The sequence below is a fragment of the Brevundimonas sp. genome (assembly GCF_032017145.1).
GTDB lineage: Bacteria > Pseudomonadota > Alphaproteobacteria > Caulobacterales > Caulobacteraceae > Brevundimonas.
In genome coordinates this window covers 14,816-33,791 of the sequence record NZ_DALZQC010000025.1, presented here as the reverse complement: position 1 = coordinate 33,791, position 18,976 = coordinate 14,816, and the positions used below count along the sequence as shown (strand labels likewise).

At 63.5% G+C, this 18,976-nt stretch carries 23 protein-coding genes and 2 pseudogenes; 14 read left to right on the top strand and 11 right to left on the bottom strand.

Going from position 1 to position 18,976, the window contains the following annotated elements:
• The 3 genes from RTU05_RS06510 to RTU05_RS06500 form a co-directional block, all read right to left on the bottom strand.
• A partial coding sequence (locus tag RTU05_RS06510; RefSeq protein ID WP_312596724.1) for a hypothetical protein occupies positions 1-308 on the bottom strand: 308 nt, incomplete at its 3' end.
• A gap of 14 nt (positions 309-322) precedes the next feature.
• Complete coding sequence (locus tag RTU05_RS06505; protein ID WP_312596722.1) at positions 323-586, bottom strand: hypothetical protein; 264 nt, start codon at positions 584-586, stop codon at positions 323-325.
• A 79-nt stretch (positions 587-665) separates the two neighbouring features.
• Positions 666-1,370 carry a site-specific integrase gene (locus RTU05_RS06500; protein WP_312596720.1) on the bottom strand — a complete coding sequence of 235 codons (705 nt, stop codon included), beginning with the start codon at positions 1,368-1,370 and terminating at the stop codon, positions 666-668.
• A gap of 1,122 nt (positions 1,371-2,492) precedes the next feature.
• Here RTU05_RS06500 and RTU05_RS06495 point away from each other — a divergent pair.
• From RTU05_RS06495 to RTU05_RS06465, 7 genes are all read left to right on the top strand, one after another.
• Positions 2,493-2,669: a hypothetical protein gene (locus tag RTU05_RS06495; RefSeq protein WP_312596718.1), complete on the top strand. Its 177-nt coding sequence runs from the start codon at positions 2,493-2,495 to the stop codon at positions 2,667-2,669.
• 144 nt (positions 2,670-2,813) lie between these two features.
• The gene (locus RTU05_RS06490; RefSeq protein WP_312596716.1) at positions 2,814-3,833 is read left to right on the top strand and encodes a mechanosensitive ion channel domain-containing protein; all 1,020 of its coding nucleotides are present in this window, start codon (positions 2,814-2,816) and stop codon (positions 3,831-3,833) included.
• 12 nt (positions 3,834-3,845) lie between these two features.
• Positions 3,846-3,986, top strand: coding sequence for a hypothetical protein (locus RTU05_RS06485; RefSeq protein ID WP_312596714.1), 141 nt, complete (start codon positions 3,846-3,848; stop codon positions 3,984-3,986).
• Positions 3,968-5,113, top strand: a complete 1,146-nt coding sequence (locus RTU05_RS06480; RefSeq protein WP_409411597.1) for a DUF2254 domain-containing protein — start codon at positions 3,968-3,970, stop codon at positions 5,111-5,113. Before RTU05_RS06485 ends, RTU05_RS06480 begins: the two co-directional genes overlap by 19 nt.
• A gap of 208 nt (positions 5,114-5,321) precedes the next feature.
• The gene (locus RTU05_RS06475; RefSeq protein ID WP_312596711.1) at positions 5,322-5,726 is read left to right on the top strand and encodes a hypothetical protein; all 405 of its coding nucleotides are present in this window, start codon (positions 5,322-5,324) and stop codon (positions 5,724-5,726) included.
• Between the two features lie 74 nt (positions 5,727-5,800).
• A complete protein-coding gene (locus RTU05_RS06470; protein ID WP_312596709.1) occupies positions 5,801-6,034 on the top strand; it encodes a hypothetical protein in 234 nt (77 codons plus the stop codon).
• 229 nt (positions 6,035-6,263) lie between these two features.
• Entirely contained in the window at positions 6,264-6,485 is a 222-nt protein-coding gene (locus tag RTU05_RS06465; protein ID WP_221415992.1) for a hypothetical protein, read from the top strand.
• Between the two features lie 490 nt (positions 6,486-6,975).
• Here the strand turns inward: RTU05_RS06465 and RTU05_RS18295 are convergent.
• From RTU05_RS18295 to RTU05_RS06445, 4 genes and pseudogenes are all read right to left on the bottom strand, one after another.
• Positions 6,976-7,077 (bottom strand): annotated as a pseudogene (locus RTU05_RS18295) (integrase core domain-containing protein); the annotation flags it as partial.
• Positions 7,068-7,154: pseudogene (locus tag RTU05_RS06455) on the bottom strand (transposase); the annotation flags it as partial. The pseudogenes RTU05_RS06455 and RTU05_RS18295, both read right to left, overlap by 10 nt.
• Before the next feature lie 169 nt (positions 7,155-7,323).
• The gene (locus RTU05_RS06450; protein ID WP_312596708.1) at positions 7,324-7,596 is read right to left on the bottom strand and encodes a hypothetical protein; all 273 of its coding nucleotides are present in this window, start codon (positions 7,594-7,596) and stop codon (positions 7,324-7,326) included.
• 1,553 nt (positions 7,597-9,149) lie between these two features.
• Entirely contained in the window at positions 9,150-10,067 is a 918-nt protein-coding gene (locus tag RTU05_RS06445) for a site-specific integrase (protein ID WP_312596706.1), read from the bottom strand.
• A 112-nt stretch (positions 10,068-10,179) separates the two neighbouring features.
• Between RTU05_RS06445 and dusA the strand changes: the two genes are divergently transcribed.
• The 3 genes from dusA (at position 10,180) to RTU05_RS06430 (ending at position 12,708) form a co-directional block, all read left to right on the top strand.
• Positions 10,180-11,196 (top strand): tRNA dihydrouridine(20/20a) synthase DusA, encoded by a 1,017-nt coding sequence (dusA, locus tag RTU05_RS06440; RefSeq protein ID WP_312596704.1) that lies wholly within the window; start codon positions 10,180-10,182, stop codon positions 11,194-11,196.
• Between the two features lie 66 nt (positions 11,197-11,262).
• Positions 11,263-11,955 (top strand): hypothetical protein, encoded by a 693-nt coding sequence (locus tag RTU05_RS06435; RefSeq protein ID WP_312596703.1) that lies wholly within the window; start codon positions 11,263-11,265, stop codon positions 11,953-11,955.
• A 195-nt stretch (positions 11,956-12,150) separates the two neighbouring features.
• Entirely contained in the window at positions 12,151-12,708 is a 558-nt protein-coding gene (locus RTU05_RS06430) for a 3D domain-containing protein (protein ID WP_409411596.1), read from the top strand.
• Positions 12,709-12,785: 77 nt separating this feature from the next.
• Here the strand turns inward: RTU05_RS06430 and RTU05_RS06425 are convergent, their stop codons facing one another.
• The 3 genes from RTU05_RS06425 to RTU05_RS06415 all read right to left on the bottom strand — a co-directional run bounded on the left by RTU05_RS06425 (position 12,786) and on the right by RTU05_RS06415 (position 16,051).
• Positions 12,786-13,676, bottom strand: coding sequence for a hypothetical protein (locus tag RTU05_RS06425; RefSeq protein WP_312596699.1), 891 nt, complete (start codon positions 13,674-13,676; stop codon positions 12,786-12,788).
• An 89-nt stretch (positions 13,677-13,765) separates the two neighbouring features.
• Positions 13,766-14,089: an Mpo1-like protein gene (locus RTU05_RS06420; RefSeq protein WP_312596697.1), complete on the bottom strand. Its 324-nt coding sequence runs from the start codon at positions 14,087-14,089 to the stop codon at positions 13,766-13,768.
• Positions 14,090-14,161: 72 nt separating this feature from the next.
• Positions 14,162-16,051 (bottom strand): DEAD/DEAH box helicase, encoded by a 1,890-nt coding sequence (locus RTU05_RS06415; RefSeq protein WP_312596695.1) that lies wholly within the window; start codon positions 16,049-16,051, stop codon positions 14,162-14,164.
• Positions 16,052-16,256: 205 nt separating this feature from the next.
• Here RTU05_RS06415 and RTU05_RS06410 point away from each other — a divergent pair, with 205 nt between their 5' ends.
• Positions 16,257-16,466, top strand: coding sequence for a flagellar hook protein FlgE (locus RTU05_RS06410; RefSeq protein ID WP_312596693.1), 210 nt, complete (start codon positions 16,257-16,259; stop codon positions 16,464-16,466).
• Between the two features lie 4 nt (positions 16,467-16,470).
• On the opposite strand, the gene RTU05_RS06405 is transcribed toward RTU05_RS06410, so the two are convergent.
• Complete coding sequence (locus RTU05_RS06405) at positions 16,471-17,154, bottom strand: helix-turn-helix domain-containing protein (RefSeq protein WP_312596692.1); 684 nt, start codon at positions 17,152-17,154, stop codon at positions 16,471-16,473.
• A 58-nt stretch (positions 17,155-17,212) separates the two neighbouring features.
• Between RTU05_RS06405 and RTU05_RS06400 the strand changes: the two genes are divergently transcribed.
• The 3 genes from RTU05_RS06400 (at position 17,213) to RTU05_RS06390 (ending at position 18,935) form a co-directional block, all read left to right on the top strand.
• The gene (locus RTU05_RS06400) at positions 17,213-17,623 is read left to right on the top strand and encodes a VOC family protein (RefSeq protein WP_312596690.1); all 411 of its coding nucleotides are present in this window, start codon (positions 17,213-17,215) and stop codon (positions 17,621-17,623) included.
• A gap of 21 nt (positions 17,624-17,644) precedes the next feature.
• Positions 17,645-17,998, top strand: coding sequence for a DUF1428 domain-containing protein (locus RTU05_RS06395; RefSeq protein WP_312596688.1), 354 nt, complete (start codon positions 17,645-17,647; stop codon positions 17,996-17,998).
• Between the two features lie 70 nt (positions 17,999-18,068).
• Complete coding sequence (locus tag RTU05_RS06390) at positions 18,069-18,935, top strand: Ku protein (RefSeq protein ID WP_312596686.1); 867 nt, start codon at positions 18,069-18,071, stop codon at positions 18,933-18,935.
• Positions 18,936-18,976: the final 41 nt, after the last annotated feature.

Below are 18,976 nucleotides of genomic sequence, written 5' to 3'. Positions count from 1 at the left end.
GCGGCCTCATGCCAATTGCCGGAGGCCGCCTTTTTCAACGAAATCGGTGGAAAGCGGACAATCGTCGTCAGGATCAGAGCGAAGGCGATCAACAAGATCGGCACCGTCAGCGCGACTGCCAGGCCGCTCCAGAAACGTTGGTCCGGGCGCTTGATCGACCGATGCATGAGCCAGAACTGAAGCGGCGCCAGAACCCTGGTGATCAAGGCGACGTCGCTGAGGAAGCGGATGGCCGTCTGATTAAGCCTGGTTAGACGTTTGAGAGATGTAAGCCCCCGCTGGATGATCCCGGCGGGGGCTTTTGCCATGTGGCGGTTCTTGATTAGATTGTGCGCACTTCGGCCAAGGCTGCGCTGGATCTGATGTGATTGACTATCGCCGTCGCGCCCGCAATCTGGCTGTAGGGCTCAGTAGCGAAAATGAGTTCAGCATTATATTTAAATAGAGCGCGCCAACCTCCTCCGCTATTTTTCGAGATCGTAAAGTAGTGCCCGCTCATGGCGACGTCGGCGTCTATATGCAGTTCTGCACCCGCGACATGCTTTTTTATGACATCGACAGCACGCCTAGCGCTCTCGATGTTCATGAAGGCTTCAGTGGTGAAAAGAACCAACCGGCTCGCTCGATATCGGGCGCGGTAATGGCCTGCTCTATCTCGATAGATTTCAAACCTTGGCTTGTCCTGAAAGCCGCCGCCGGGTGCCCAAGTCCTTGCAGGCGCGGGTGAACGCGGTGCCTGCTGAGCGGTGGTTGAACGGAAAGATGCGAAGTTCCGCGTTGGTTCGTGACGGTCGCCGGGCTTCGATCAGCGCGACAGGATCGAAGCCCGACACGGTGAGAAGTGGGATCCGTTGATCGTTTCCGACCTTCTCCCGCGGGTCCTTTCGATCGCGGATCGTGAGCATCTTGGTCCTGGGAACGTAGTCGTCCCAAACGACCCGGAATATCTCCTCCTGACGCATCGCCGTCGCGATCGCGAACTTCACGATCACGCCCATCGGAATGGCTTGCCGGGGATTGCTCTCGAAATGCGCGATCAGGCGCTCGAGCTCATCGTCGGTGGGACGCCGATCTCGTTCAATGCCTTTTCCGACAAGCCCGAGCCGTTTCAACGCGACACGCGCCATGTCGATGGGCTCAACGGGAACTGTCAGGCCATGAACGGCTGCAGCGTATGAAATCACCAGCTTGATGGCGCCGATGTCGATGCTCAAGGTCATCGGACCGGCCCCTTCGGCGGCGCGTTGGCGACCGAAGTCGATGAACAACTGCCGGTCCAACTGAGCGAGCTTCTTCGAACCGAGACGATCCTTCAGCATCTTGAGCGTCGCCGCTTTCGAACGCTTGGGAGCCTTACCGACATCCTTCATGTCCGCGATGTGGAGATCGATCAGCTCGCCGAAGGTCCGGAGCTTCGCTGCTCGTGAAGGCGTGGGCGTCTCCCCACGATCGATACGACCTTCCGCCTCGGTCGCCCACCGGCGCGCATCGTCGCGTTTGACGAAGGTCTCGCTTATATAGCGACCCTTCCGTCTGACCTGGACCCGCCACGATCCTGACGGGAGTTTCGAGTACGTCGCCATTTCGTGTGCGCTCTGTGTGCACTGAGGTGTCGAAAACCCGGAAAAAACGTCGCAACACGTCGTAAATTTGAGTGCACACGCCGCCTTCCAACTTTTTGATCCTACTGAAATAATGTTGAAAAATCAAGATCGTACGCTGTCCGTGGCCCCGATTGATGGATGGTGCTGATTATGGTGTGTAATCAGTAGGTTGTGGGGCGACGTGTGCAAAATTTGCACACGCAGTTCTGGTTTTCTTTCCTTTTCGTTCTCGCGAACGAGCACGAATTCCCACGTCAATGACTCGGCGGCCCACGGAGACCGCGCTTCGTCCGCTGCCGTTGGCAGCTGCTCCCGGTAGCTTTCTAGTTGTGCCGTCCCTTTGACCGTGAGCTCCATGCAGACGGTGTTCACAGCGGTCGGGGCGACTAAAGCGTCTGTCGATCGCGGATAGATTCAACATGTCGATATAGAAGTTCGAATCGCGCCGGGCGCGGCTGTCGGACGGAAGAACCAGACGCGGACTTCAAGCTGGGGGAGGTGTCGTCCTACCCGGGCGACACCCGCCGCCGTCGCTCCGCGAACATAGTGATCCTCGGCCTTGAAGGAATAATAGGTCCACTTGAAGGTCATCGGATAGTCGATGCAGGATCGGTGGCAATAGCGGTCCTGGTGAGTGGCTCCGTGCGGCCTGACGCAGATCGGGATAGCGTTAGCGTGGCATTCCGACCATTCTGTCAAAGAGGTAGTTCACGCCTACCCACAAGACGGTTGCTGGCAGAATGTTGCGCAGAAACTGCATGATGAAATCCAAGCTGAACGCAGGTGACGTGCCCCTGAGTTTTCATCCACGCGGAGCTAGAGTCCTCGGGTTAGTGATCCGCCTACGTTTTCTGGCGCCCTCGAAGCTGAAGTTTTCCGGCCAGACCGATGAAGGACCTGCTGGTGGTGGCGACCTATATCGTGGTGCTTTTCTCGGTCATCGCCCAGGCCGGCACGATTGCGGGCGTGGTCAGGCGAGTCTCTTCAAATAGGTCGCGACCTGACGCGGGCGCGAAGGAAGCGGGGGCGCCCGAGCCTCCCCTAGCGGAACCATTCATTTGGTGAACCGCTGATCCCCGGCGGGTCTGGCGATGGAGTCTTCCAGCTCGCTGGGCCGCTGAGGGCTGATCATGAAGACGTTGGAGCGCGCGGCCTTCGTATCGGGGCTGCGGCGCGAGGGGGCTGACCCGCATGACGGCGGCGAGTGATGTGATCGGCGATCTGGGCAAGCTCGACGACGCCAGGATTGTGGATATCGGCGGAAGCGTGCTGACGCTGGGTGGGCTGGTTTCGGCGGTCATCATCATCGCCGCCGCGATCGTCGTGTCCTGGTTCATCACGCGCGGCCTCCGCAGGCTGCGGCTTAAAGCGCAAAGGGGCGCGCAGGCTCTGTATTTGCTGGAGAAACTCACAGGCTACGCCGTGATCGTATTTGGGGTGATCGTGGGGCTGTCGTCGGCAGGTTTGAACCTGTCTTCTCTCGCGGTTTTCGCCGGGGCCATCGGCATCGGCGTGGGGCTGGGTCTTCAAGGCGTCGTGAAAGAGTTTGTATCCGGCATCTTCCTGATCTTCGATCGGATGGTGTCGGTGGGAGATTATGTCGAACTTGAAAGCGGGACGCGCGGCGCGATCGCCGAGATCGGCCCCCGGGCCACGCGTATCCGCACCAATGACAACGTCAACGTCATCATCCCCAACTCGCATCTGATCCAGGGGCCGGTCACCAATTGGACGTTGAAGGGCGACACCCGTCGCATCCACATTCCCTTTTCCGTCGCCTACGGCGCGTCCCGGGCAGAGGTGCGCGAGGCGGTGCTGGCCGCCGCCAACGCCTCGCCCTTCACCATGCCTGAGACCGATCAGAGAAAGAGCCAGGTCTGGCTGGTCGGGTTCGGCGACAGCAGCCTGAACTTCGAGCTTCTGGTCTGGCCCAGCCCTCAGGCGGTCAAGAGACCCGCAGCGATGCATGCGGCCTACACCTGGGCGATCGCTGACGCCCTGGACGCCGCGGGCATCGAGATTCCCTTCCCGCAGACCGACCTCAGGATCCGAAGTCTGCTTGGCCGAGAAGGCGATGATGCGTTCTCGGCCTTGGGGCTGGGCGACCATCTTTCTGCGTCGCAGGCGAAGTCTTCCGCACCGACGGTTGACGCGGCGCGGGCCGTCAACGATGCGGCGGCTGATCTATTGACGCCTCAGCCCGACCCGATCGAAAGTCCCGATGACTAGATGAAGGCGCGCTTGCTTCGTTTCATTCAGGATGTGACGGACGCCTTCTGGGCCCTGCCCGCCTTGATCGTCGCGGCGCTCGCGGGGCTTGGCGTCCTGGTGGTTGATATCCAGATGCTGGGGCGACTGCCCGGCTGGATACCCGAAACCTGATTTACGGCCGCGGCGATACCGGCGCCCGCACGCTGCTGGGCGCGATCGCGTCCTCGGCCATCGGCGTGGCCGGGACCTTGTTCTCGATCACCATCGCGGCGCTGACGCTGGCTTCGAGCCAGATGGGGCCTCGGTTGTTGCGCAACTTCATGCGCGACCGGGGAAACCAGATGACCTTGGGCGTCTTTCTCGGCGCCTTCGCCTATGCTCTCGTGGTGCTGCGCTCCGTGCGAGGCGGGGAGGACACCGCCTTCGTCCCGGCCCTGGGCGTCACGATCGGACTGGTGTTGGCGGGGGCCTGCGTCGCCCTGCTGATCTATTTCATCCATCACGTGGCCAATCGCATCAACGTGGACACCGTCATCGACTTGGTGCACGACGACGTGGTGCGGGACATGGAGCGGTTGACGCTGGACGAACCGTGCCGTGAATATCCGGATCCGGTCGACTGGAGCTGGGCGGCCAAGGTCAGCCTTCGCCAGGCGGGCTATCTCCAGCAAACCGACACGGGCGCCTTGGCGGATTGGGCGAAAACCCATGGGTGTGGCGTTCGCTTGTTGACGCGGCCGGGCGAGTTCGTCTTCCCCCATGCGCCTTTCGCCCTTGTTTCGCACGAAGTAGAGGAGGCTGAGGCGGCGATCTGGGGCAGGGTGGCGCTGAGCCGCAGGGGCGGATCTCCGGCTGACTTCACCTTTCCTGTCGCCCAGTTGGTCGAGGTGGCCGTGAGAGCGCTCTCGCCGGGCGTCAACGACCCGAGGACGGCGATCAGCGTGCTCAATCGTCTGGGCGCGGCGCTGGCCTGGCTCGCGCCGCGCCATCTTCACAACGGGGTTTATGAGCAGGACGGCGTCGTCCGGCTCTATGTGCCGACGCTGGACTACGCCGCCCTGGCCGGCGTGATGTTCGACATGATCAGACAGAACGCCGGGACCTCGCCGACGGTTCTCATCCACCTGATGACCGTCCTAACCGCCGTCGCCGCGGTCGAGACCGACCTGCATCGTCTGAACGTTCTGCGGCGCCAGGCGCGTATCGCCGATGAGCAGGGGCAGGCCCTGTTTGTCAACGAAAACGACAAGGCCGTACTGGCGACCGCCTATGCCGACTTCCTGGCCACAGCGGCATAGTCGCCTTGAAGCTCCGCATCGGCAAGCCTCTCCCTTCGCGGTGGTCAGTCGCTAGAAGGGAAAGAAGATCGCGATCACGCCCACCCCGGACGAAGTCCAAGAGCGGCTGCACCTATCCCGCAATAACGTTCTTGTTTTGTTCTGATTTCAAGCGGGTTGGTTGGATCGTCCACAGCGGATAGGACGGACCACTGAAATGGGGCACTAAATGCACGCAGCAGTAATCGGATTATTCGGCCTGATCGCCGCAACGCCAGCCCAAGCTCAACAGGCGGCGAGCTTCGACCTCTCGTGCGACATCGAAACGTCGGTGAAGCTCAACGACCGCGCCGAGACCAAAAACGAGCGCACCATTCGGATGAGCATCGACACCGCTTCAATGAAATGGTGCACCCACCCCTGTAAGCCGGTGCAGACAATCGCCGAGATCTCGCCAACAATTTTGATCCTCTGGGGTGATGCACTGCAACCCGGTCATGCACGGACATTCACTATCGACCGTGTGAGCGGAAGCTACTTCCTGCTGTCAATCACACCGGCTGGGTCCATGACCGCAAAGGGTCGATGCACTCCGGCACCTTTCACTGGCACGGGCGTAAGAACATTGTTCTAGTCCTCCCTTCGAGGCAGGGGGCTCTCCTGTCACGCGAATTTCACGCAGCCCTTCTTGCATATTAGTAAGTGTTCATGTTCTTTGGACTCATGGGGCAGTTCCTAGAACGTCTTCGCAAAGGTTCATCCGCGCACACCGTAGTTGTGGAAGAGCAGGGCCTGTCGCTTGTCCGTCTGGATGGTGCAGAGGATCGTTTCAACGAGCTTGCCCGAGAAATCTTGGAGCGCAGCGGAGACGACTTCGTGGCGTTCCCCACAACGGATGGATCGCACGGCTACGAGCGAGTTTTCGTCGTCCCTCTCGACTGACGCTTCCAGTCGGGATCGATTTTGCGGCGGGCGTGTTCTGGCTCCGGGGAACTCCACTCGGCTCGGGCTAAGCCATGGATTCAGTTTGCACCTTTGTCGTCGATGACGATGTTCTAGTCGCGACCACCATCGAACTTGCGCTGGAAGATAATGGCTTCCGTCCGCACACAGCGCACTCGGCGGAGAAAGGTTTGGCGCTGTCGAGGACAATGGTCACATATGCCGAGCCTTGGTGACGGATGTGAACCTCGGCGGGGAAATCAAAGCGTGGGACATCGCGCTTACGGCTCGCGAGAGATTTCCGACCTTGCCGGTGATCTATGTGACGGGCGATAGCGCCGACGAATGGGCCGCATATGGAGTTCCAGACAGCATCCTGATCGACAAGCCTTTCGTTCCCGCGCAGATCGTGACTGCCATCGCCAAACTGCTGAACAAGCGCGCGCCATAGCCCAAATGGTTTCGGGCCGCATTCTCGACGTCTCGAATATACGCGGACCCGCTTGCTCTACCCCCCGGGTGGGGGTCACCGTCTGGAGCCGGGCGGGCCTGACCCTGCACCACGGGGAGGCTACAGCCTTTCGCCTAAGCCCTTAATGGATTGATCGCTCGTGCATCAGGATCGACAGATCGGTTGTTGTCGATTGAATCGATCCCAGATTAACGCCACCCCACTTTCTACTATGGCGCAGTTTATTTCGACCCCTGACGAGTTGTGGCAGATCGCCGTCACCCGCTGGTAGCTTTGCCCAGTTCGCATGCAGGTGATCCTACTTCCGGCCAGACGAGTGAGCGTGGCCTGACGTGACCCCCGTTTCTCATCCAGCCATAACGAGAGTCCTTTGCTGATCTGAACTGGGGTTGGTGGGGTTGGCAAGAGGCCGGTCAGCGCAGCCTTCAACCAGCGCAGCGGACCGGCCGATCTGTCCGTTGAGCGCATCTGCGTAAGCCTGCGGCGTCAGCCATCCCAGCTTCGAGTGCGGCCGGGTTTCGTTGTAGTCGTGCCGCCAGGTTTCGAGCACGGCACGGGCGTGCGGCAGGGATCCGCCACCGGGATACCGGCCTCCTGCTCGCGCAAGATTCCGATGATCTGCTCTTCCGTGAACCGTGATCGCTTCATTCTGTCCGTCCTTTCGAGGGGCGGACTCTAGCTATTCCTGGAGGAGTTTCAGGGGGTCACGTCACGCCTCGCCAGCTGTTGACAGGGCGATCAGTGTCCAAGGGGCTGCTGGGACGGATTGTGAAGTTCAGCGTCTTCAGATTAACGGTTGTAGCGGGTGGCGTCCGGATCATCGAAGCAAATCCAGATCGATACGATCGAAGAGGCGCGCCATCGCTTCCTCAGTCTGCAGATCGGGCGTGCGATTCATCAGAACGATGATGGCGTTTCCCTTCGCCGGATCAAAATAGAGGCTGGTGTAAACGCCCTGGTCCGAACCGGCGTGGCCGATGCGCCCATTGCGATCCCGCCAGAAGAAGCGCTGCCGGTCGTCGATGCTGGGCGGCAGTTGTAGTTTCAGCATCTCATCGAACGAGGCGGTGGACAGCAGGTGGCCTGCCATCTTCCTGTCGGGCGAACGCCATCGTACGGAACGGCTATGGATCTGAGCAAACTTGCCTTCGTCGCCGTCGATACGCCCGGCCTTCCGACCGTGACCGTGGATGTCGGTTCGGGGGATTTCGAAACTTGGGCCAGACGCGGACTGCGCCAGTCGCGTTGGCCGGATGGATCCGCTTTCGTGAGGGCGCTGCTGACCGAAAGGGCGCGCATCATGGCGCCGGGCCAGGCGTGGGAGGGAGCGCCGGCGGCCTTTGATCCCGGCACCGTCTCCGCAGTCTCGGCCGAGGTGTTGGATGCGTTCGCCGCTGCCCTGATCGCGGCCGCCTCCGGCTTCCTTGTGCCTCACCTGGAAAGCCGAGGCGGGAAGGTGGTCGTGCGGGAGGCGGAGAAGGCCAAGGCTTCGGTGGCGATTTTGCCGGACGAAACCCCCGTCGCCGCCCTCATGCGGATTGTCGCTGCGAAGACCGCGGACCGGGAGTTGGCCAGGCAGAAGGCGGCGGCGCGCTACGATCTGCAACTGGGCGCAACCCAGCAGGCTGCGATCGGCATCAGCCGTGTCCTATCCGAACAGAACAATTTGTCGGAACTGATGCGACAGGCCAGTCCCGCCTTCGCCCTGAAAGAGACTCTGGGGCGCTCTGGCGTCTCCTCGACCTTGCTCGCCGCCATGGGTGAGGACACCACGCTTTCCAGGGTGATCCGCGCGAACAATCCGCTGCGCGACGTCGCTTCCGGCTGGACCGAGGGGCTGAGCATCTTCACGCGCGACAGTGACCTTCTCCAAGGGGCGATCCGGACCGCGCTGGAAGGTCAGAGCGTTCTGAAGACCGCCGGTCTCGCCGACGCTCTGAGACTCTCGGCCGTTGAACGGGCCGCGACGGGCGGTGTCTTGGACACCTGGCGGCGCGCGGAAACCGCGTCCGCCCTCGCCCTTGCGATCTCCGGAACGCCGTCCTGGGCCCGTTCCCTCAACCGACAGCTCGACCTGGGTCTGCCCCGGGCCGCGCTCGCAGGTCTCGCGATCTTCTCGGCCGCAGACCTGGCCGATGCGACGACGCTCGCTGAGACGGTGGCCGCGCTCGGCGCGCAGGGCCGTCCGGGGTGGCTCTACACCGCGGACGCCGTCCTGGTTGGAGGCGCGCCGCCGAGCGCCGGTTCGGCCGTTCTGCGCGACTACCACGCCGCCGACGCCAACACTCCGGTGGGCGAGACCATCGGCGACATCCAGACCTTCGATTCAGGCGGTCTGGAGGACTTGCAGGATCGCGTGAACCGCATCCCCGATCGCCTCTCGATGCTGGATCGCGTCGACCTCGTGGGGCGCCACGGCCTGGTCAATCTTCTGGCGGTCCTTCTGGCGGTCGCGGCCATCGCGACCACGGTGGCCTTCGAACTCGACGATCGCGACGCTGAAGCGCTTGTCGCGATGGAGACGAAGAACAACGCTGTTCTCAACCGGATCGCGCAGACCCAGGCGGAGATCGCTCAAGCCGCCCGAGATGACCGGAACGTCCGGGGGCTGAGCCGCTCGTCCTGGCTAAGGGTCGAACCTGATCAATCGGCGGCGCCCATCCGTAAGCTTTTCCCGGACGAACTCGTTCGGGTCAGAAAGGCGAAAGACAACTGGGTTGAGCGATGGTTGAACGGAAAGATGCGGAGCTCCGAGTTGGTTCGCGACGGCCGCCGGGCTTCGATCAGGGCGACAGGGTCGAAGCCCGATACGGCGAGCAGCGGGATCCGTTGATCGTTCCCGGTTTTCTCCCGCGGATCCTTTCGATCGCGGATCGTGAGCATCTTCGTCCTGGCAATGTAGTCGTCCCAGACGACACGGAAAATCTCCTCTTGGCGCATTGCCGTCGCGATCGCGAACTTGATGATTGCGTCCATCGGGATGGTTTGACGGGGGTTGCTCTCGAAGTGCGCGATAAGACGCTCGATTTCATCATCGGTGGGTCGTCGATCTCGCTCGATGCCTTTCCCTATGAGACCGAGCCTCTTAAGTGCGACGCGAGCCAGGTCGATAGGCTCAACCGGGATCGTTAGGCCATGAACGGCAGCAGCGTGTGAGATCACCAGCTTGATGGCCCCAATGTCGATGCTCAAAGTCATCGGACCAGCCCCCTCGGCGGCGCGCTGGCGACCGAAGTCGATGACCAACTGCCGGTCCAACTGAGCGAGCTTCTTCGACCCGAGACGATCCTTGAGCATTTTGAGCGTCGCCGCCTTCGAGCGCTTGGGGGCTTTGCCGACATCCTTCATGTCCGCGATGTGGAGATCGATCAGTTCGCCGAACGTCCGAAGCCTCGCGGCGCGAGAAGGTGTGGGCGTCTCTCCGCGATCGATACGACCTTCCGCCTCGGTCGCCCACCGACGCGCATCGTCGCGTTTGACGAAGGTCTCGCTTATATAGCGACCCTTCCTGCGGACCTGGACCCGCCACGATCCTGACGGGAGTTTGGAGTACGTCGCCATTTCGTGTGCGCTCTGTGTGCACTGAGGTGTCGAAAACCCGGAAAAAACGTCGCAACACGTCGTAAATTTGAGTGCACACGCCGCCTTCCAACTTTTTGATCTTACTAAAATAATGTTGAAAAATCAAGATTGTAGGCTATCCGTGGCCCCGATGATGGACTGGACCGATCGGCATTGCCGGGCGTTTCATCGGGCGCTGACGGGGCGGGCGCTGCTTTATACGGAGATGGTGACGGCGCCGGCGGTGGTGCATGGGGATCGCGAGCGGCTGCTGGGGTTCGACGCGGTGGAGCATCCGGTGGCGCTGCAGATCGGCGGGTCCGATCCGGCCCAGTTGGCCGAGGCGGCCAGGATCGGCGAGGCGTTCGGCTATGACGAGATCAATCTGAACGTCGGTTGCCCGTCCGACCGGGTTCAGTCGGGCCGGTTCGGGGCGTGTCTGATGCGCGAGCCCGAGCTGGTCGCCGACTGCATGGCCGCGATCCGCGAGGCCGTGGCCGTTCCCGCCACCGTCAAATGCCGCATCGGGGTGGACGATCAGGACCCCGAGGTCAGCCTGTTCGCCACGGTGGACGCCTGCGCCGCCGTGGGGATCGAGGTCTTCATCGTCCATGCGCGCAAGGCCTGGCTGAAAGGTCTGTCGCCCAAGGAGAACCGCGACGTGCCGCCGCTGGACTATGGGCTGGTGCGTCGGCTGAAACGCGAGCGGCCGCATCTGAACGTGTCGATCAACGGCGGAATCGCGTCGCTGGACGCCGCCGAGACGTTGCTGGCCGAGGAGGACGGGGTGCGGCTGGACGGCGTCATGCTGGGGCGCGCGGCCTATCACGAGCCGGCCATCCTGGGTCAGGCGGATCGGCGCCTGTTCGGACAGGCCGTCGCCGATGTCGACGCCTTCCAGGCGGTCGAGCGTTATCGGCCCTATATGGCCGCGCGCCTGGCCGAGGGCGTCGCCCTGTCGGCGATGACGCGCCATATGCTGGGGCTGATGCACGGCCGACCGGGCGCGCGGGCCTTCCGGCGCATCCTGACGGTGGAGGCGATCCGGCCGGGCGCGGGGCTGGAGGTGCTGGACCGCGCCGTCGAGGCCGTGCGCGAAGCCGAGGCGCGGCGCGATCAGGCGGCGTAACCCATTCTTCAAGAGCGGCGGGCAGGATGGGCGAAATCCCCTCTTTCAGTTCCCGGAAACCGCGTCATGTCCCTTCGTCTTCGCCTGGCCCCGCTGGCCGTCGTCGCCTGTCTGATCCCGTGCGCGGGCCAGGCCCAAGCCCAAGCCCAGTCCAACGACGGAGGCCGGTTCGCGGTCGGCGCCCAGGTCGGCACGCCCGGTCTCGGTCTTCAGGCGCAATGGGCGCTGAGCCTCAAGGTGGTGTTGCGCGGCGGCTATGACGTGCTGGATTGGGATCGCGACCAGACCTACAAGGGCATCGATTACGACGCCAGGATCGACTTCAAGTCGCCGGGCGCCTTCGTGGACCTGCACCCGTTCGAGAACGGCTTTCTGGTGTCGGGCGGCGCCTATTTCGGCAGCCGCAAGATCGATCTGGACGCCACCCCGACCGGCAATGTGAACATCGGCGGCGCCACCTTCACCCCCGCCCAGGTCGGAACCCTGACCGGTCGGATCGATCTGGAGAAGACCGCGCCCTTCGTCGGCGTCGGATACGACAACACCTTCATCCTGAACGGCCGCCTGGGCTTCCGTCTTCTGGCCGGCGCGGCGTTCGGCGACAAGCCCAAGGTCGATCTGGATGCACGGGGCGGAACCCTGTCGAACGACCTCGTCTTCCGCGCGCGTCTGGATGACGAAGAGCGCCAGATTCAGGATGAGGCCGACAAATACAAGGTCCTGCCGGTCGTCCAAGCCGGCCTTAATTTCAGGTTCTAGGCTTCAAGGATCGGATTGAGGCGGTCAGGTCGACCGCCCGGTCCGTCAAAAATATCGTTTCTCTTCCGAACATTAACCAAGAAACAAATCGTAACGCGCCGCGCGCCGGGCTGGGTCGCCGCTTTCTCGCCACAAGTTAACGCGAAAAGACGCGCGCCGGCGGCGTTGGGAGCCGGTGTCTCCTGAGCCAAGCCTATGATCGGCGCGTCCGCTGCTCTCGCCATGTTTTGGGCCGCCCTATCGTCGATGACGAGCGGGCCTGTCCCCTACAATGTCGCAGTCGCCGCGGATCAGGTCAGGGCTGAAACCCCTGCCGAAACGATCGGTTCCGAAGCCGTCGAAACGGCCTTGGACGCCGAACAGACCGAACTGATGGCCGGCGATCCCGACTGGCGCGCCTCGGCCCGCCTCTATCACGCCGGCGGCGGCGGGGCGACGGGCAACGACTCCTTGGGCTGCCGCCCGATCGCCATGCGGACCGTCGCGGTCGATCCCCGCGTCATTCCCCGCCGCACCAAGCTGTTCATCCGCGAGACGGTCGGCATGCGTCTGGCCGACGGCACCATCCACGACGGCTACTGGTACGCCTCCGACACGGGCGGCGCGATCAAGGGCCAGAAGGTCGATCTGTTCACCGGCAACGGCCGGGGTTCGATGACCCAGGCGCGGCGCCTGAACATGCGGACCCTGACCATCGTGGACGCCGGCGATTTCGACGGCTGCCCCCCGGCCTGGACCAACGCCTCCAACTGATCCTGCCTGAAACGAAAAACGCCGGCTGACCGATCGGGTCAGCCGGCGTTTTCGCGTCTGCGGACGCCCGGCGCGCGTCAGTCCAGTTCGGACACTTCCAGCGTGGATTGGACCATGCTGTCGTTATAGGTGCCGACCCAGATGTCGTAGCGGCCGCTCTGGGGATTGGTGATGGTGACCTTGGGGTCCAGATCCCCGCCGCTGTCGTCGTCGCAATAGAAGCGGCCGTTCGGCGTGTTCACCAGCAGGGTCGTGTCTTCCGAAGACCGTACGCGGAAGGTCAGATCCCCCTCGCCCGGTTCGAAGAAGATCTGGATGTCCGGCGCGGCGCTGACGGACCCCTGGCATCCCGACTTGGCCGCCGAAGCCGGCACGGAGCCGCCGGCCATGATCGACTTGGTCCACGGATCGGGCGTGAAGCCGCCACGCAGGGTGGCCGTTCCATAGTTGGGCTCCAGGTCCATGTCCGGTGCGCCGCCGGACGTGCTGTCGGAGCCGCCCAGTTCGCTGATCTTCAGCGTCGATTGGACCATGCTGTCGTTGTACGTCCCCAGCCAGATGTCGTAACGGCCGCTTTCGGGGTCCGAGATGGTCACCAGCGGGTTCAACTCGCCGCCGCCGTCGTCATCGCAGTACCAGCGGCCGCCCGGGGTGTTGATCAGCAGGGTGGTGTCCTCGGACGCCGCGGCGCTGATCGTCAGGTCCAGGTCGCCGGCGGTGTAGTTCAGCTGCAGATCGGGGGCGGCGCTGACCTTGCCCTCGCACCCCGACTTGGCGGCCGAGGCGGGGATGGAGCCGCCGGCCAGGATCGACTTGGTCCAGGGGTCGGGCGTGAACCCGGTCTCCAGCCGCACAGAACCGTAGTTGGGCTCCAGGGTGAAGTCGGGCTTGGCGCCGCCCTTTTGGGCGAAACTGACGCCGGGGGCCAGCAGGACCGAAGCGGCGGCGACGAAGGCGATGGATTTCATTGAGGCTCCTTCCAGCAACGGCGTCCGCCGTGGAAGGGCACTCTACCGGCTTTCAGGTAATCGCACAGCTTGAAATCGAAGCCTGCTGCTTAGAACTTTCGGCGACCTGACACCGTCTCGAAGAAGAGGCGGAAATCACCCATCAGGCTCCATAGCGGATATTTGAACGTCGCCGGACGGTTCTTCTCGAAGAAGAAATGCCCGACCCAGGCGAAACCGTATCCCAACAGCGGCATGGCCAGCAGCCACCATCCGTTCTGCGTCGCCAGAAAGGCTGCGAAGGCCAGGATCACCAGGCCCGTGCCCACGACGTGGATGCGCCGACAGATGCGGTTGGAATGCTCGTGAATGTAATAGGGATAGAAGGCCTCGAACGAGGCGTATCGTCCCTGGGGCGCGGACGGCGTGCTCATGGCCGCAGCCTGCGCCCGGATTTGACGGGTGGCAAGTCACGCGATCCGCCCCGCCAGACGGGGCGGATCCGTTCACCCCTTGGGCTTGCCCTTGAAGCCGTCCTTCTTGAAGCCCGGCTTGGCCTTGAACGGCTTCTTGGCGAACGGCTTGTCGCCGGAAGCCTTGCCGCCTTCAGCCGCCTTTGGGGCCCAGGGCTTCTTCTTGAACGGCGGGCGGGCGTCGCCCTCGCCACCGTCGGCGCGCTTGTAGGGGGTCTTCTTGAACGGACGGTCGCCGTCCTCGCGACGCGGCTTGCCGGCGAAACGGCTGGCCTTCATCGAACCGGGCGTCGGAGCTTCCGACGGCGTGATCTTCACTTCGTCCTTGGACGCGGCGACGGCTTCGCGGAACGCCTTCTCATGCGTCTTGGCGATTTCGAAACGGGTCTCTTCGGGGAAGGTGCGGATGGCGCCGATCTGGGGCTTGGCGATGCCACCGATGCGGCAGATCAGGGGGATCAGCCATTTAGGGTCGGCGTTCTTGTTGCGGCCCACATCCAGGCGGAACCAGACCACGTCGTCGGCGCCGAGACGCTCGCCCGGCCAGGGCTGGGCCGCCGTGCCGTCGTCGTTGCGGACCATGCGGTCGCGCTTGGCGGGGCCGCGATCGGCGCCCGGATCGGACAGTTCTTCCGGCGCAGGCTGCTCCTTGCGCAGCAGACGCACCAGGGCGGCGGCGATCTCGTCGGGCGTGCGCTCGGCGATCATGCGCTTGGCGACGATCATGTCCTCGTCGGTGACATCGGCCTCGAAGAACTCGGGCGACAGCAGACGGCCTTCGTCGGCCTTGCGGATTTCATCGAAGGTCGGGGCGCCCGACCAGACGGCGTCGACCCCCGCCTCGTCCATCAGCCGCTCGGCCTTGCGACGACGCGAGTGCGGGACCAGCATCACGGAAACGCCCTTCTTGCCCGCACGGCCGGTCCGGCCCGAACGGTGCAGCAGGCCGGCGCGGTTCATCGGCAATTCGGCGTGGATGACCAGCCCCAGGTCCGGCAGGTCCAGGCCGCGCGCGGCGACATCGGTGGCGACGCAGACGCGGGCGCGGCCGTCACGCAGCGACTGCAGGGCGTCGGTACGCTCGCGTTGACCCATTTCGCCCGACAGACTGACGGTCGAGAAGCCGCGCTCCAGCAGGGAGGATTGCAGGTGACGCACGCTGTCGCGTGTCGAGCAGAAGACCATGGCGCGCGGCGCCTCGAACCAGCGCAGGGTGTTGACCACCGCGTGCTCGATCTCGTTGGGCGCAATGCGATAGGCGCGGTATTCGATGTCGGCGTGCTGGCGCGTCTTGTCCGTCGCGTCGATGCGGACGGCGTCCTTCTGATAGCGTTTGGCCAGGGTCGCGATGTCGCGCGCGATGGTCGCCGAGAACAGCAGGGTGCGGCGTTCGGCCGGCGCCTGGTCCAGAATGAACTCCAGATCCTCGCGGAAGCCCATGTCCAGCATCTCGTCGGCCTCGTCCAGGACGGCGACCTTCAACTCCGACAGGTCCAGGTTGCCCCGGTCGATGTGGTCCTTCAGGCGACCGGGCGTGCCGACGACGATGTGGACGCCGAAGCCCAGCGCCCGGGCTTCACGACGGGCATCCATGCCGCCGACGCAGGTGGCGATCTTGGCGCCGGAATCGGCGTACAGCCACTGAAGCTCGGACGCGACCTGCATGGCCAGTTCGCGGGTCGGGGCGATGGCCAGGCACAGCGGCGCGCCGCCGGGGCCGAAGATCGGCTTGTCGCCCAACAGGGTCGGAGCGGCGGCCAGACCGAACGCCACCGTCTTGCCCGATCCGGTCTGGGCCGAGACCAGAAGGTCGCGATCCGCATGTTCGCCTTCCAGAACGGTGGCCTGAACTGGAGTGGGTTCGGCATAGCCCTTGTTGATCAGGGCGCGATCGAGCGCGGGGTGGACGGCGGGAAAGGGCATGGGAAACCTGGGCAAACGGACAAGGGCGGTCGCCGAAACGACCGCGCCCGGCCGAGGTCAGACCTCAGGCCGGGCGAATGGTGACGCTCTATACACGGATAAAGGCTGAAGCGGGGCGGAAAACGCCGTTCACCCTGATCCTTCAGGCGGCGTTGACCTGAAAGACGCACTTTGGGGACCGAACGCCCCTCGCCCGGACCCCGCCATGCAAATCCTGTCCATCGCCGCCGCCGGAATGACGAACGCCCAGACCCGTTTCGACACCGGCGCGCGCCGAACCGCCGCCGCGCCGCTGGCCGACCTCGCCGGGGAAACCGTCGAACGCCTCCAGGCCAAGACCGCCCTCGACGCCAACGCCGCCGTCGCCCGCACGGCCGACGACATGACCGGAACCCTGCTGGACATCCTGGCGTGATCCGTCAGGCGCCCGCCTTCTCCGGCAGGTTGAAGAAACTTACGAACCGCTCGAACACCGCTCGGTCGCCGGTCAGGGTCATCAGGCCGTCGCCCTCGAATACGGCCGGCGCAACCTTGCCATAGACGCAGGCTGCGACCAGCGGCGGTTGGGTCGAGATCACCACCTCGGCGGCGTCCGTCGCGTCCCGGCGCGTCGTGATGGCGCCGCTTTCGACACGGACCACGAACGGCTCGTCGCCGAAGACGAAGCCCAGGGTCTGGACCGCCTCTCCCGCCAGGACCGGATCGAACATCGTCTCGAACGACTGCATGATCGACACCGCGCTGATCGGCAGGGTCGGGTCATGCAGGGGCGAACGCGCCGCCCAACGGCCCAGCACCATGAAGACCGGCTTGATCTCATACCCCCAGTCCGTCAGCTCATAGACCTGAACCGAGGCAGGCGGCGGCAGCTTCCTGCGCCGCAGGATGCCCGACGCCTCCAGCCCCTCCAATCGCTGGGTCAGCACGTTTGCGGAAATGCCGTGCAGATCCTTTCTCAGATCACCGAACCGGCGCGGCCCCATCATCAGTTCGCGGATCACCAGCAGCGCCCAGCGTTCGCCTATCAGATCCAGCCCGTGCGCCGCCCCACAAGCGTCGTGATATCTACGCCCCACCTTCTCAGTTATCTTTTCTAACGTCATAGTTGACTATCGTAATCTTCGAAGGCAGGTTTCGCAAACAACCATGATAGGAAACGCCGTGCCCCAGCTGATCTTCATCAACCTGCCCGTCGCCGACCTGTCGAGGTCGATCGCCTTCTACGAAGCCGTCGGCGCGATCAGAAATCAGGCATGCAGCGATGACACCGCCGCCTGCATGGTCTTATCGGACGTGATCCACGTCATGCTGCTGACCCACGACAAGTGGCGCACCTTCACCGACCGCCAGATCCCCGACGCCCACGCCTCGGCCCAGGTGCTGCTGTGTCTGTCCAGGGACAGCCGGGAAGCTGTGAACGCCGTGGTCGATCAGGCGGGCGGCGCAGGCGGCCGGATCGACCCCAACCCGACCCAGGATTACGGCTTCATGTACGGCCGCAGCTATGCCGACCCGGACGGCCATATTTGGGAAGCCATGTGGATGGACCCGGCCGCCGTCCCCAACCTCTGAACCCCTCCAAGGAGACGACCTATGACCTATGTGACCGGCTTCCTGACCCCCGTGAAATCCGACGACAAGGCGCGCTACATCAAGTCCGCCGAGGCGTCCTGGCCCCTGTTTCAGAACTACGGCGCCCTGGCCCAGACCGAGACCTGGGGCGAGGACGTGCCCGACGGCAAACTGACCAGCTTTCCCAGGGCCGTGAAACTGGAGGAGGGCGAGGTGGTGCTCTTTTCCTGGATCACCTGGCCCGACCGCGCCACGGCCGACGCCTGTTTCGCCCGGATGCAGGACGATCCGGGCTTTGCGAACATGGACATGCCGTTCGACGGCAAGCGCATGATGTGGGGCGGGTTCGAGGTCGTCTTCGACGGCAAGGCCTGAAGGCCCGACGGCGGCTCCTGTTCGAACGCAAATCGCCCTGACGCATTGTCAGGGATCGAGGAGAACCGACATGGCCGCCCGTCCCACCTGGCAAGGACATCTGAAGCTGTCGCTGGTCACCTGTCCGGTGGCCCTCTACACGGCGACGACCAGCACCAATGACGTGCGGTTTCATCTGATCAATCCCGAAACCAACAACCGCATCCGCATGGTGCCGACCGATCCCGACACCGGCCCGGTCGAGCGTAGCGACCTGGTGCGCGGATATGAGGTGTCCAAGGACGAATACGTCCTGTTCGACGACGCCGACTTCGACAAGGTGAAGCTGGAAAGCACCAAGACCATCTCGATCGACAAATTTGTCGATGAGGCGGACATCGACCGGCTGTATTGGGACGACCCCTTCTTCGTCGTCCCGGAGAAAGGCGCGGGCGTCGAGGCCTTCGCCGTCATCCGCGACGCCATGAAGAAACAGGGCAAGGTGGCGCTGGGCCAGTTGGTCTTGCGCGGAAAGGAGCGCCAACTGGCGCTGGAGGTGAGGGACAAGGGGCTGGTCGCCTACATCCTGCGCGCCCATGACGAGGTTCGCGATTCCGACGACTATTTCGACGACATCCCGACCGTAAAAGCCGATCCCGACATGGTCGAGATCGCCGCCCGCATCATCGGCCAGAAGGAAGCTGACTTCGATCCGTCCGACTTCAAGGATGGCTATGACGATGCGTTGCGCGCCATGATCAAGGCCAAGTCCAAGGGCGGCAAGGGCGTGGTCGATGTCGCCGAACCGGACGACACCAATGTCATCGACCTGATGGCGGCCCTGCGAAACAGCCTGAAGGCATCGGCGACAGGCGCGAAGACGAAGGGCAAGAAGGCGCCAGCGAAAAAGGCGGCTCCGAAGAAGAAGCCGGCGCCGAAGAAAAAGGCCGCCGCCTAACGCATTTTCACTTCCGCTCATCACCGCTTTCGCCGGGAAGA

Bases quoted from the DNA above. Each gene is read 5' to 3' on its own strand.
- RTU05_RS06505 (WP_312596722.1), bottom strand. From the start codon at position 586: ATGAACATCGAGAGCGCTAGGCGTGCTGTCGATGTCATAAAAAAGCAT.
- RTU05_RS06500 (WP_312596720.1), bottom strand. From the start codon at position 1,370: ATGAAGGATGTCGGTAAGGCTCCCAAGCGTTCGAAAGCGGCGACGCTC.
- RTU05_RS06495 (WP_312596718.1), top strand. From the start codon at position 2,493: ATGAAGGACCTGCTGGTGGTGGCGACCTATATCGTGGTGCTTTTCTCG.
- RTU05_RS06475 (WP_312596711.1), top strand. From the start codon at position 5,322: ATGCACGCAGCAGTAATCGGATTATTCGGCCTGATCGCCGCAACGCCA.
- RTU05_RS06470 (WP_312596709.1), top strand. From the start codon at position 5,801: ATGTTCTTTGGACTCATGGGGCAGTTCCTAGAACGTCTTCGCAAAGGT.
- RTU05_RS06450 (WP_312596708.1), bottom strand. From the start codon at position 7,596: ATGGCAGGCCACCTGCTGTCCACCGCCTCGTTCGATGAGATGCTGAAA.
- RTU05_RS06445 (WP_312596706.1), bottom strand. From the start codon at position 10,067: ATGGCGACGTACTCCAAACTCCCGTCAGGATCGTGGCGGGTCCAGGTC.
- dusA (WP_312596704.1), top strand. From the start codon at position 10,180: ATGTTGAAAAATCAAGATTGTAGGCTATCCGTGGCCCCGATGATGGAC.
- RTU05_RS06435 (WP_312596703.1), top strand. From the start codon at position 11,263: ATGTCCCTTCGTCTTCGCCTGGCCCCGCTGGCCGTCGTCGCCTGTCTG.
- RTU05_RS06430 (WP_409411596.1), top strand. From the start codon at position 12,151: ATGATCGGCGCGTCCGCTGCTCTCGCCATGTTTTGGGCCGCCCTATCG.
- RTU05_RS06425 (WP_312596699.1), bottom strand. From the start codon at position 13,676: ATGAAATCCATCGCCTTCGTCGCCGCCGCTTCGGTCCTGCTGGCCCCC.
- RTU05_RS06420 (WP_312596697.1), bottom strand. From the start codon at position 14,089: ATGAGCACGCCGTCCGCGCCCCAGGGACGATACGCCTCGTTCGAGGCC.
- RTU05_RS06415 (WP_312596695.1), bottom strand. From the start codon at position 16,051: ATGCCCTTTCCCGCCGTCCACCCCGCGCTCGATCGCGCCCTGATCAAC.
- RTU05_RS06410 (WP_312596693.1), top strand. From the start codon at position 16,257: ATGCAAATCCTGTCCATCGCCGCCGCCGGAATGACGAACGCCCAGACC.
- RTU05_RS06405 (WP_312596692.1), bottom strand. From the start codon at position 17,154: ATGACGTTAGAAAAGATAACTGAGAAGGTGGGGCGTAGATATCACGAC.
- RTU05_RS06395 (WP_312596688.1), top strand. From the start codon at position 17,645: ATGACCTATGTGACCGGCTTCCTGACCCCCGTGAAATCCGACGACAAG.
- RTU05_RS06390 (WP_312596686.1), top strand. From the start codon at position 18,069: ATGGCCGCCCGTCCCACCTGGCAAGGACATCTGAAGCTGTCGCTGGTC.